Source organism: Streptomyces sp. NPDC033180, from assembly GCF_055577645.1.
In genome coordinates this window covers 138,670-150,551 of sequence record NZ_JBVIPU010000006.1, presented here as the reverse complement: position 1 = coordinate 150,551, position 11,882 = coordinate 138,670, and the positions used below count along the sequence as shown (strand labels likewise).

The following is an 11,882-nucleotide window of genomic DNA, read 5'->3' as shown; positions in this document are numbered from 1 at the left end:
CGACTATCCCCCGTCGTCTCCCTCGCCGCTGCCCGGCCTGACGCGTACGTGCATACGCTCGCCCTGGGCCCCGTACAGGGCGAGGAACTCGACGGGGATGTCACCGGCGTTGGCGAAGCCGTGCGGGGTGCGGGTGTCGAACTCGGCGGCTTCGCCGGCGCCGAGCACCAGGTCGTGGTCGCCCAGGGCCAGCAGCAGGCGGCCGGAGAGTACGTAGAGCCATTCGTACCCCTCGTGCATGCCCTGCTCGGGGCGCTTGGCCGGCCGGTTGCCGTTCCTGGCGACCGGCATGACCTGCTTGTAGGCGTGCATTCCGCCGAGGTAGCGGGTCAGGGGCACCCAGGTGTTCCCGTGGCGCATGAACGGCCGCGGGTGGATGCGGGGGTCGCCCGTCTGGGGTGCGCCGACCAGTTCGTCGAGTGGTACGCCGTACGCCTTGGCCAGCGGAAGCAGGAGCTTCAGGGTCGGCTCGCGCTGCCCTGCTTCGAGCCGTGAGAGCGTGCTCAGGGAGATCCCCGTCTCCTCGCTCAGCCGGGCCAGGGTGGCGCCCCGCGCCTTCCGCAGGGACCGCAGGCGCGGCCCGACGGCGGTCAGCACATCCGTGAGTTCGGCGTCGTCGCTCATCACTCCATTTGCCGGTGCGGCAAATATCTTTGTCAAGCTGCCGGGGCCACGCGCAGGGTTGCCGCAGAGCAGAAGGAGCCCACACATGAGCGACCACACGACCGACCACACCGACGGCACACACACCGCTTCCGCCACTTCCGCCGCTTCCGCCACTTCCGCCACTTCCGCCGCCGATTCGGCCGAAGCGTTCTGGGACGAGCGCTACAACCAGCGCGGCCGTCTGTGGAGCGGCGAACCGAACGCCGCACTCGTCCGCGAGACCGAGGGGCTCGCCCCCGGGAGCGCCCTTGACCTGGGCTGCGGAGAGGGAGGCGACGCGATCTGGCTCGCGCGGCAGGGCTGGCGCGTCACCGCCACCGACATCTCCCGCGTCGCTCTCGGCCGTGCGGCCGAGCACGCAGCCGAGGCCCAGGTCGCCGACCGCGTCGACTGGCAGCACCACGACCTGGGCGCTTCCTTCCCCACCGGCGGCTACGATCTCGTCTCCGCCCAGTTCCTGCACTCCCTCCACGAGATGCCGCGCGAGCAGATCCTGCGCGGCGCCGCCGCGGCCGTCACCGAGGGCGGCACCCTCCTGATCGTCGGCCACATGGGCTTCCCCGCCTGGGAGACCGCACCACACCCCGGCGTGGACTTCCCCAGCCCCGAGAAGGTCCTGGCCTCTCTCGACCTGCCGGCCGGGCAGTGGGACGTACTCGTCTGCGACACCCACGAGCACGCACTGACGACCCCGGACGGAGAGCCCTCCACACGGACCAACTACACCGTCAAACTGCGACGCCGCCGGTTCAGCCGGTGACGCTGCCTCAGTGAGGTCTGGGGAGTCGCACGGTCAGGGTCACCATGCTGCCGCTCGGCCCCCCGGAAATGGTGAGCTCGTCGGTGAGCAGGGCGGCGAGCCACAGACCTCGGCCGCCCGCGTGGCCGTCGAGGCCGGGAGCCAGCTCAGGGATGACGTCGGCGCTGAAGCCGGGGCCCCCGTCGTGGATGTGGCAGGCCAACTGGCCGTTGCTGCGCTGCAGGACCAACGTGCCGCTACCGCCCGCGTGCTCGACCGCGTTCACCGCCACCGCGTCCAGGGCCACGATGAAGTCGCTGCGCCGTGGTTCGGTGAGTCCTTGGTGGTCGGCGTACTGCTCGACGAGCATCCGCAGCCGGGGCAGATCGTCCTGCGTGAAACGCGACTCCAGCAGGGTGACGGGAGTGACCTCGTGCGGGTCCGGCGTGGTCGTCATCAGCGGGCCACCTCGCTGATCACCATGTGGGGCACCTGATCGGCGCCGGCTCGGCGCAGTATGCGGGCCGGTGTCGGTGGACAGTGCACGCGGACCGGGCCGTGCGGATGTTCCAGCACCAGCCTCAGCAGGTCCACGGCGCAGGCGACGCCGAGGAACACGAGACCGGACAGGTCCACCATCAGCGGCTGCTGTGACTCCTGGCTGCGCCTGAGGCCCTCGCGCACGGCGCCGATGAACTGCTCCCGAGTGGCGAGGTCCGCCTCCCCGGCCAACTGCACCGTGCCCGCCCCCTGTTCGGCGTGCAGAGCGCCCAGGCGGGGCAGCAGCCGACAGGGGTGCGCCTCGTGCATGGCCGCCACGACATCAGGAGTGAACCAGCGGGTGTCGTAGGCACAGATCTCGGTGTAAGGGCGGTCGGTGAACAGATGCTGAGCGTGGGATTCGCGGTGCATCATCACCTCGACGTCGGCGCCCAGCGCACCCACCCAGTGCATGTCGATATAGGTGCGCAGACCGGTGTAGCCCTCGGCCAGGGCCCGGTCGGTCTCCTCCGTGATGCGCTCCCACTGCCGGTGGGCGGTGAAGCCGTCCTGGGGGTGGATGAGGGCACGCATGCTGCTGAGCACCAACTGCCCGTTCTCCCGGGCGGATCCCAGCAGGGCACCCGGCGCGTCCAGCCGAGTCCACACCTGTTCGTCGTCCATGTGCGGAGCGGCGAAGACCATCACCTTCTCGCGCTTCACGAGCCCCGCCCACGCGAAGGCGGACACCACGTCCCGGCCCGCGTCGTCGTCGGCATAGCTGACGAAGGCGTGGTCTCCCGCCCGGAGATGCTGGACCGGGATCGTACCGACCGACGCAGAGCCGGTATCCGCCATCTCTCACCTCCGGGGCCGAGGTGGCCCGACGGGAACAAGTGCGGGCCACACGCTAGCGGTCCGTACCGCACGGCGACACGTCTCCGCAGATAGCGACCTCTGTCTGACACCGCAGCCCTCTCTGGCGATCGAGAGTGCGTGAAGATGATCGGTTCCGTGCCGGTTCTGTTCGCCGAATGCCGTCCGACGCGTCGCCTGCCGTCGGATTCACGAAACCGAGAGGGCGTGATCCACGAGTGCGCGCGCGTAAGCGGCGTCCAGCCCGCCGGGGCGGAAGAGGATGCGATACATCATCGGCGCCACGACCCGGTCGATGACCCGCTCCACGTCCGGGGCGGGCTCGCCCCTCTCCGACGCACGGGCCAGGACGACGTCGATATGCTCCGCGGCGAAGGCGGAGCACTGGCCGGCGTTGGTCCCCTTCGGGTCCCCGAGGAGGGCGTCCCTGATGTACGCGCGCCCCGGCGGTGAGGACATCTCGTCGACGAACTGCTCGGCCCACGCCCCGAGGTCCGCGCGCAGGCTGCCGAGGTCGGCCGGCGGCTCCTCCGGGCGCAGGTGTTCGACCGCGACGTCGGACAGGAGCTCCTGCAGGTCCCCCCACCGTCGGTAGACGGTCGACGGCGTCACTCCCGCGCGAGCCGCGACGAGCGGAACGGTCAGCGCCTCGCGCCCCAGCTCGGCCTGCAGCAGGCGGACCGCCTCGTGGACCGATTCCTGGACACGGGCGCTGCGCCCTCCGGGCCGGACCATGGGCTTGGGACTCATGACTCCACTCTAATCCCTTAATGCGAATCCATTGCTTCTAGCTGGGCCCCGCTGGTCACCTCGTAGGCACGCCCGACCCGCAGCACGGTCGCTTCGTCGAGGGGGCGCCCCATCAGTTGCATGCCGATCGGCAGGCCCGCGCGGTCCTGGCCCACGGGCAGGGTCAGTGCCGGCACCCCCGTGATGTTGGCGGGCGCGGAGAGACGGACGTAGCTGTCGGAGACGGACTCCACCGTGCCGTCCGCCCACTCCACGCTCTCCTGGCCGGCCTTGGCGGCCGTCATCGGCACCGCGGGTGCCGCGATCACATCGACGCGGCCGAACAACCGCGCCCAGGCCTCGCGCATCAGCGCCCTCGCGCGCTGGGCCCTGAGGTAGTCGCCGGCGGACACGAACTCACCCGCCTCCAGCAGGACGCGGACATCCGCCGTATACAGGTCGGGCACCGAGCGAAGCGTTCGCTCGTGGTACGCAGTCGCCTCCGGGACCATCAACCCCCACTGGGTGGCCTGGATGTAGCGCGTCAACGGGATCTCCACGTCGATGAGTTCGGCCCCCAGCTCCTGGAGCTGCTTGATGGCCCGGCGCACGTTCTCCTCCACCTCCGGGCTGATCCGCTCGAAGTAGTAGTTGCGCGGCACTCCGACCCGCAGTCCTGAGAGGTCACCTTCCGATACCGAGGAGGCGGGGTCGGGCCCGTCCCGTCCCACCATCGCGGCGAGGACGAGTGCGGCGTCCCGCACCGTGCGAGTGAGAGGACCGACATGGTCCAGGGACCAGGACAGGGAGGTCACACCGCGGCGGGGGATCAGGTCGTACGTCGGCTTGAGGCCGACCACGCCGTTGAGCGCCGCGGGCACCCGGATCGATCCGCCGGTGTCGGTCCCCAGCGCGAAGGTGGCCGCCGAGGCCGCGACGGCGACGGCCGAGCCGCCGCTCGACCCGCCCGCGACGCGGCCGGCGTCCCGGGCGTTGCGTGTCTGGGGGGTGATGAGCCCGTAGGCGAACTCGTGGGTGTGGGTCTTCCCCAGCAGTACCGCACCGGCCTCGGACAGGCGTGCGGCGACGGCGCTGTCGCGTTCGGCGGCGCCATGGCCGGCACTGACGCGCGAGCTCGCCGTGGTGGGCATGCCCTCGACGTCGATCAGGTCCTTCAGGCCCATGGGTATGCCGTGCAACGGACCGCGCGACCTCCCCGAGGTGATCTCGCGCTCGGCCCGGGCCGCCGCTTCGCGGGCCGAGTCCGCGGCGACGGTGACGTAGGCCTGGAGGTGCGCTTCCACCGCCCCGATGCGATCGAGCACCGAATCGGTCAGCTCGACCGGGGAGAGCTCCCCCGCGGCGATGGCCCGGGCGGCGTCGGCGAGCGACAGCTCAAACGGCTGCATCGATGTCCTCCTGTCCGGCCGTGTAGGACATGGCGGGCGGCGTCTGACCGAAGTCCAGTTCGCGCAGCGTGGCGATGACGGACTGGATGTGTCCGGCGGTGGTCGCCACCACTTCGTGGCGGTCACTCGCCAGCGGCAGGCCCGCCCGCAGCGCCCATCGGGCGGCCTCCTGCGGGGTGAGGTCAGCGGTGTTCATATGTGCCCTCTCGACTCGTGGCGCCGCGTCGGGGGCACCGGCCCGCCGCACCACAGCGACACTCAAACGCTAACGGTTTGCTTTAGCGAGACGATAGGCCCTACGCTCCCTTAACGCAAACGCATTGCTTTTAGCTGCGAGAGAGCCCGGCGAGCGCCCAGCCCGCCGACGGACCAAGCAAACGCCGACCGACCCAACGCCGATCGAGCAGAGGCCGACCGACCCAACGCCGACCGTGCAGAGGCCGACCGGCCAAAGGAGCCCCGCATGCCCGCGACCACCCACCCCGCCGCTCCCCTTCCCGGCGCCCCGGCCTGGACGGTGGGAGACCTCACCGTCCGCCGTGTCGACGAAGTGCGCCTGCCACCGCGGACGGGCCCCTGGCTGCTGCCCGGAGCAACTCCGGAGATCGTGACCCAAGTCCCCTGGCTCCAACCGGACTTCGCGGACGAACAGCGCGTCCTGCGGCTTGCGAGCCACAGCTTCGCGGTCGAGGTCAACGGGCTGCGCGTCCTTGTGGACACCGGCATAGGCAATGGCAAGCAGCGGGCCAACCCGGCGTGGGACAACCTGAACAGTGACTACCTGACGCGGCTGACGGAGGCCGGCTTCGCACCCGAGTCGGTGGATCTCGTCATCCTCACCCACCTGCACACCGACCACGTCGGCTGGAACACCCGGTCGGTCGGCGGCGATTGGGTGCCCACTTTCCCCAACGCCCGTTACCTCACGACCCGCACCGAATGGGACTACTGGGCCGGCGTCGACATGGACGAGGCGAGGCGCCGGATGTTCCGCGACTCCGTGCACCCCATCAAAGAGGCAGGCCTACTGGACCTGGTCGACGTTCCTCACGGGGGCTCCCGCATCGCGGACATCGCACCGGGCATCCGCCTGCGCCCCACCCCGGGCCACACGCCGGGCCAGGTGGCGGTGGAACTGAGCAGTCACGGCGAGAGCGCGCTCATCACCGGCGACTGCATCCACCACCCCGTCCAGCTGGTCCACCCCGACCTGGGCAGCTGCGTGGACATCGACCCCGCAGCCGCGACCAGGACACGCCGCGAGCTCCTCAACTCGCTCTCCGGCACCCGGACTCTGCTCCTGGGCAGCCACTTCCCGCCCCCTACAGCGGGCCACGTGATCCCGGAGGGCGACTCCTACCGGCTCGTACCGGCGCCCTCTCAGCGGGTCCGGTAGCGCGCGTAGACCAGTCCGCTGTCGAAGGCACGCTCCTCGACCAGCTCGAGATCAAGGCGCACGCCGTCGGGGAAGAACCGCTTGCCGCCGCCGACCACGCTCGTGGTGATGAACAGGTGGTACTCGTCCACCAGGCCGGCCGCGATCGCCTGGGCCGCGAGGTTCGGGCCGTCGACGGTGAGGTCGTGATCGGCCTCGGCCTTGAGCCTGCGCACCGCGTCCGGGTCGAAGCTCCGCTCGATCCTGGTTTTGGCGCCGGCCACCGAATCGAGCGTCGTGGAGTACACGATCTTCTCCGCGGCCTGCCAGTCGCGGGCGTACTGCAGGATGTGCGGCGGCTGGTCGGGCTCGGTGTGCGCGGTCTCCCAGTAGACCATCGTCTCGTACATCCGTCGGCCGTAGAGGTACGTCCCGACGGGGCGGAAGAGATCGTTGATGAACGTATGCACCTCTTGGTCCTCGGCCCCGCGGCCGAGGTCGCCCTCCGCCGCCTCGGCGTAACCGTCGAGCGAGGTGACCATCGAGTAGATGAGCTTTGCCATGCGTCTCCTTCGAGTACGCGCGCGCCGGTCTGCGGCCTCATACGGTCGCGGACCATCTTCGCGGCCATCGCCCCCGATCAAGGGCGACGGCTCGCGAGGACGCAGAACTCGTTCCCCTCGGGATCGGCGAGGATGACCCAGCTCTCGTCGCCTGTCTGGCCGACGTCGGCGTGCCGAGCACCCAGGCCGAGCAGGCGACCGACCTCTTCTTCCTGCTCCCGGTCGGTCGGGTTGACGTCGATGTGGAGCCGGTTCTTGATGGCCTTGCCCTCGGGCACCCGCGCGAATCCGAGCGTCGGTGGCACCGGTCCGACACGCTTCCCGCCTTCAGGCACCAGAGGGGAGCCGATGGAGATGAACCCGTCCTCCGCTTCCTGCACCTCGTAGTCGAGCACAGCGCACCAGAACCGGGCGAGAGCGTCGGGATCGACACAGTCGATCGCGAGCTCGGTGAACTTACTGGCCACGTCAGGATCTCCCCGCCAAGTAGCGCTTGGACTGACTCCACTGAAGCGCCCACGCTATCTTTCGGGTTCCCGACTGGGCCGTGCCTTCCGTCCACGGGCAACTCCATCGACCACTTGACATGATCGACGGGTGACCGGCCACCAGCGCACAGCGCCCTCCAAGGCAGCCGGCGACCACGCGTCGCTGACCTCGTTCCTCGACTATCAGCGCGCCACGTAGATGAGGGGGACAGACATTCACCCCCGCTCGAAGACCGCGACGCTTCGAGCGGGGACGTGGAAGGTGGCTGAACTCCGCTCGTATGACGCGGACTTGACCACCTCGTCCGAGCCCTTCGCCTGGGCGGGGTGGAGGGAGTATGCGGTGCCCTTCAGGGGTGTGACGCTCTGCTGCTGGGCCTTCGGGGTCGCGTTGAAGACGACCGCCAGGTTCCCCAGCGTCATGGTGATGACCCCGGGGGTCTCCGCGGAGGTCCCCGAGAGCGGGAAGGCAAGGCGGGACTGAACCTGGTCGGGCGTGTCAAGGGAGAACGCGGGCTCGGTCGCGCGCAGCTTCACCAGGTCCTGGTAGGCGGCCGAGGTTCCCCTGATCTCGGCGCAGCCCGGGGTCAGCGTCGCGGACGTCAACAGGGGCTTCCCGTAAGGCCACTTGCCCTTGTTGTCGGCGGCCGGAGGCAGACCGCGTCCGAAGCCGTTGCCGTCCTTGCAGTCCCAGTGCAGGGCGTTGAACCAGTCACCGCTGTCGTAGGAGTTGCGGTCCAGGGACTTCGAGCGCAGCAGGTCGCTGCCCGCCTGGGAGAGGGAAGGGCCCTGGGCCAGGGTCGCGGTCGCCATCGCGAGCACCTGCATACGGGAGCGCTCGGCGGCCGTGGTGTCCGCGGGCAGCTTGAAGGCGAGGGCGTCGTACAGCGACTCGTTGTCGTGGGCGTCGGCGTAGGAGAGGGCGTCGCCGGGGGCCGCGGCGTAGCCGGCCGGTGCGCCGTTGTAGTCGACTTCGGAGCCCTTGACCCTGCGGCCGGAGGAGTCCGTGAAGGTGTAGGCGGAGAGGTTGCCCGTGAGGGCCACCTTCAGCAGGTCCTGGTAGTGCAGGAGCCGGGCCTTCTGCTCGGCCGGGGTGCCGTTCGCCTTCGAGGCGTTGGGGTCGGTGAACAGGCCGCTGGCGAAGCCCTGGACGCCGGGGTCCTCGTCGAACGGACCGCCGCCGCGCACCGCGTCGCGGCCACGGTCGGAGAAGGTGGCGATGCCCGTGCCCGCCATGTTCTTCTGGGTGGCCTGGACGAAGCGGGCGTCATCGGCGATCTCGCCGAAGTTCCAGCCCTCGCCGTAGAGGACGATCTTCTTCCCGTCGACGCCGTCCTTCTTGAGGGTCAGCGCGTCCAGGGCCTTGCGCACGGCCAGGATGTTCGCCTTGGGGTGGTGTCCCATCAGGTCGAAGCGGAAGCCGTCGACCTTGTACTCCTTGGCCCACGTGACCAGTGAGTCGACCACGAGTCTGCCCATCATCGCGTTCTCGGGCGCGGTGTTGGCACAGCAGGTGGAGGTCGCGACCGTGCCGTCGGGGAGCAGCCGCTGGTAGTAGCCGGGCACGATCTTGTCGAGTACGGACTTGTCGGCCTGGCCGCTCGCGACCGTGTGGTTGTAGACGACGTCCATGACGGTGCGCAGGCCGGAGCCGTTGAGGCCCTGGACCATCTGCCGGAACTCGACCGTGCGGCGGGCCCCGGCAGGGTCGCTGGCGTAGCTGCCCTCCGGCACCGTGTAGTGCAGGGGGTCGTAACCCCAGTTGTAGGCGTCCTTGGCCGCGGTCTTGGTGACGCAGGCCTGCTGCTCGTCGGAGTCCGGGGCGGGCGCCGTCAGATCGCAGTCGGGCGTGGCCCGGTCGGCGGCGCGCTCGGGGATGGTGCCGATGTCGAAGGCGGGCAGCAGGTGGACGTAGGAAGTCCCCGACTCGGCCAGCTTGCGCAGGTGCCGCATGCCGTCGGACGCCGTGTCGGTGAAGGCGAGGTACTGGCCGGGGTGGCGCGCGGTGCGGTCCTCGACGGAGAAGTCGCGGATGTGCAGCTCCTGGATCTGCGCGTCGCGCAGTGGCGTGGCCTTCGGCTTCTGCAGCCGCTCCCAGCCCTTGGGCGCGAGCTTCGGGTCGTCGAGGTCGACGGCGACGCTGCGCCGCGAGTCGGCGGTGAGCGCCGTGGAGTAGGGGTCGGTGACCTTGTTGGTGACGACCTTCTGGACGCTGGGCGCCCACACCTTCACGACGTACCGGTACTGCTTGCCCGACCAGCCGCGGCCCCCGGCGACGGACCACACTCCACTGGCGTCGTCGCGCCGCATCGCCACGCGCTTGCCGTCGAGTTCGAGGCTGACGGACTGGGCGGTGGGAGCCCACAGGGCGAGCGTGGGGCGGCCGTCGCGGAAGCGCGGGCCGAGGGCCGCCTCGGTGGCGGTGGCGCTGTAGAGGTCGTCGAGGATGCCTTGTGTCTGTACTCCGGTGGCGGCGAGGAGGGTGCCATCGGCGCTGCTGCGGGTGGCGACGAGCTGGCCGGTGAGGGCGTGGCGGACCCGGTCGCGGTCGCGCGGGTCGACGGTGAAGGCCGCGTAGGCCTTCAGGTGCGGGTACTTCTTGCGCTGCGCGTCGGTCAGGCCGCCGGGGGCCGGGGTGAGGCGGATCCGCCGTCCCTCGCCGGCGAGTTCGCCGTCCTCGACGGTCAGTCGGCCATCGCGGGCGTACACCAACTCCTGGGTGGCGGAGCCGCCTTGGCCGTCCCAGGCGACGGTGTTCTTGTCGATCCACTGTGCTCGGGACGTGGACAGGTCGAGCGCGGCCGGCGCGTCGACGGCCGCCGGTGCTCGGGGCGCGGCGATGGCCGAGGGCGTGATGGGTGCGACCGCGGCGAGCAGGGCGAGGGCCGTGGTCACGAGGGTGCGGCGGGGGGAGCCGGTCAAGGGGAGCTTCTCCTTGTGAATTGCGGGGCAGGGTGCGGAAAGTGAACGCAGGGCGGCAGGAGAAGCAGAGGTCAGCGGCACTGCACGGCGGTCAGCAGCTCCTTGCCCCGGTGTGGAGGGCAAGCGCGGTGTTCGGCGCCACGGAGGCCGTGAACTGACCCGAGCCGTTGACGGTGACGCTCCTGCCGCTCTGGACGTCGCAGTAGCTGCCTGCGGCCAGGGAGGTCTGGAAGGTCCGGTCGACCGAGGAGCCCTCGTGGTTGATGACCACGTACGCCTTGTCGCCGCGGCCGAACGCGATGGCGTCGTTGCCGTTGTCCCACCAGTTGGTCATGCCCGTCCCGCGAGCGGTGTTGCGGAACTTGACCATGCTCTTGATCTCGGGCCAGGCGTGCTGGCACTTCCAGCCGTCGCTGTAGCAGGCGTTCACCTGGCCGCCGCCCGGCGAACCCGCGTCAGTGCTGCTGAACTCGTAGCCGGAGTGCACGTCAGGTGCGCCGTAGGGCAGGGCCAGCATGAAGACGTGCGCGAGGGTGTAGTTCGCGCCGTCCTTGTAGTTGAGGGTCTGGCCGTGCCGTTCGGTGTCGTGGTTGGCGACGAAGACGGCGGCCGAGCCACTGGGCATGTAGCCCCAGCCCTCGCCGAAGTTCTTCAGATAGGCGAGCTTCTCGTTGTTGAACACCCGCTTCAGGTCCCAGCCGTAGCGGAACTCCTGGGCGTCGCCGGTGGCGGTGTACTCGCTGGGTGAGACCGCCTCGCCCGCCCCGTGGATCGTCTCCTGCTTCAGGTAGACACCCGGGTTGCTGAGCCGCGCCTTGATGTTCTTCAGGTCGCCCACGGGGATGTGCTTGGCCGCGTCGACCCGGAAGCCGTCGACGCCGAGTGAGAGCAGGTCGTTCAGGTAGGCCGCGATCCGCCCCCGTACGTACTCCTCACCGGTGTCGAGATCGGCGAGTCCGCCCAGTTCGCAGTTCTGGACGTTCCAGCGGTCCTGGTAGTTGCTGATGTCCGAGCGGCAGTTGTCCATGTCCGCGCCCGAATACGTGCCCGGGTAGTCGTACTTGGTGAAGGCGGAGCCCGCTGAGCCGGTGCCGGAGGCGTTCGTCATGTGGTTGATCACCGCGTCGGCGACGACCTTCACTCCGGCCCCGTGGCAGGTGTCGACCATGTTCTCGAACGCGGTCCGGTCGCCGAGGCGGCTGCCGATCTTGTAGCTGACCGGCTGGTAGGCGGCCCACCACGCCTCGCCCTGGATGCGTTCCTGGGGCGGGGAGACCTGTACATAGCCGTAGCCGTCGGGGCCGAGCTGCTGCGTGCACGCCTTGGCCACCGAGTCGTACTTCCACTCGAAGAGCACGGCGGTGACGTCCTTGGCGCCGGGCGGAGTGGCCTGCGCCTGCGGGGCTCCGGCGACGACGCTGCCCGCGGCGCCCGCGACCAGGGCGAGGGCGGCGGCTATGGGTCTGCGAACTCTGGTCTTTCGGCCGGCCATGTGGGCCTCCTGCATGAGTGGGGTGTGACTGCATGAGTGAGGTGTGACCTTGTCCGGCAACGCGCCGTGCCCGTCAGGCCGTTGAAGGATGTTGCAGAAACATTCCAACGCCGTTTTCGGTCGAGACCGTACGACCCTCAAGA

The 11,882-nt window shown here is 69.8% G+C and carries 11 protein-coding genes and 1 pseudogene; 2 read left to right on the top strand and 10 right to left on the bottom strand.

Annotation, left to right across the window (positions count from 1 at the left end; genetic code table 11):
* Positions 1 to 3: 3 nt before the first annotated feature.
* Positions 4 to 624: a helix-turn-helix domain-containing protein gene (locus ACZ5WE_RS19185; protein WP_467694602.1), complete on the bottom strand. Its 621-nt coding sequence runs from the start codon at positions 622 to 624 to the stop codon at positions 4 to 6.
* A gap of 85 nt (positions 625 to 709) precedes the next feature.
* On the opposite strand from ACZ5WE_RS19185, the gene ACZ5WE_RS19180 reads away from it, so the two are divergent.
* Complete coding sequence (locus ACZ5WE_RS19180; protein ID WP_467694604.1) at positions 710 to 1,426, top strand: class I SAM-dependent methyltransferase; 717 nt, start codon at positions 710 to 712, stop codon at positions 1,424 to 1,426.
* A gap of 7 nt (positions 1,427 to 1,433) precedes the next feature.
* Here the strand turns inward: ACZ5WE_RS19180 and ACZ5WE_RS19175 are convergent, their stop codons facing one another.
* From ACZ5WE_RS19175 to ACZ5WE_RS19155, 5 genes are all read right to left on the bottom strand, one after another.
* Positions 1,434 to 1,862, bottom strand: a complete 429-nt coding sequence (locus ACZ5WE_RS19175; protein ID WP_467694605.1) for an ATP-binding protein — start codon at positions 1,860 to 1,862, stop codon at positions 1,434 to 1,436.
* Positions 1,862 to 2,743 (bottom strand): MEDS domain-containing protein, encoded by an 882-nt coding sequence (locus tag ACZ5WE_RS19170; RefSeq protein ID WP_467694607.1) that lies wholly within the window; start codon positions 2,741 to 2,743, stop codon positions 1,862 to 1,864. The genes ACZ5WE_RS19175 and ACZ5WE_RS19170 overlap by 1 nt, the downstream gene beginning before the upstream one ends.
* 207 nt (positions 2,744 to 2,950) lie before the next feature.
* A complete protein-coding gene (locus ACZ5WE_RS19165; RefSeq protein WP_467694608.1) occupies positions 2,951 to 3,511 on the bottom strand; it encodes a TetR/AcrR family transcriptional regulator in 561 nt (186 codons plus the stop codon).
* A 17-nt stretch (positions 3,512 to 3,528) separates the two neighbouring features.
* Complete coding sequence (locus ACZ5WE_RS19160) at positions 3,529 to 4,899, bottom strand: amidase (RefSeq protein WP_467694610.1); 1,371 nt, start codon at positions 4,897 to 4,899, stop codon at positions 3,529 to 3,531.
* The gene (locus ACZ5WE_RS19155) at positions 4,886 to 5,095 is read right to left on the bottom strand and encodes a hypothetical protein (RefSeq protein WP_467694611.1); all 210 of its coding nucleotides are present in this window, start codon (positions 5,093 to 5,095) and stop codon (positions 4,886 to 4,888) included. The genes ACZ5WE_RS19160 and ACZ5WE_RS19155 overlap by 14 nt, the downstream gene beginning before the upstream one ends.
* Positions 5,096 to 5,362: 267 nt before the next feature.
* On the opposite strand from ACZ5WE_RS19155, the gene ACZ5WE_RS19150 reads away from it, so the two are divergent.
* A complete protein-coding gene (locus tag ACZ5WE_RS19150; protein WP_467694613.1) occupies positions 5,363 to 6,295 on the top strand; it encodes an MBL fold metallo-hydrolase in 933 nt (310 codons plus the stop codon).
* Here the strand turns inward: ACZ5WE_RS19150 and ACZ5WE_RS19145 are convergent.
* The 4 genes and pseudogenes from ACZ5WE_RS19145 to ACZ5WE_RS19130 form a co-directional block, all read right to left on the bottom strand.
* Positions 6,280 to 6,837, bottom strand: a complete 558-nt coding sequence (locus tag ACZ5WE_RS19145; protein WP_467694615.1) for a dihydrofolate reductase family protein — start codon at positions 6,835 to 6,837, stop codon at positions 6,280 to 6,282. The two genes, ACZ5WE_RS19150 and ACZ5WE_RS19145, sit on opposite strands and share 16 nt — an antisense overlap.
* A 77-nt stretch (positions 6,838 to 6,914) precedes the next feature.
* Positions 6,915 to 7,304 (bottom strand): VOC family protein, encoded by a 390-nt coding sequence (locus ACZ5WE_RS19140; protein WP_467694617.1) that lies wholly within the window; start codon positions 7,302 to 7,304, stop codon positions 6,915 to 6,917.
* A gap of 237 nt (positions 7,305 to 7,541) precedes the next feature.
* Positions 7,542 to 10,247, bottom strand: coding sequence for a pullulanase-type alpha-1,6-glucosidase (pulA, locus tag ACZ5WE_RS19135; protein WP_467694618.1), 2,706 nt, complete (start codon positions 10,245 to 10,247; stop codon positions 7,542 to 7,544).
* A 94-nt stretch (positions 10,248 to 10,341) separates the two neighbouring features.
* Positions 10,342 to 11,739: pseudogene (locus ACZ5WE_RS19130) on the bottom strand (alpha-amylase); the annotation flags it as partial.
* Positions 11,740 to 11,882: the final 143 nt, after the last annotated feature.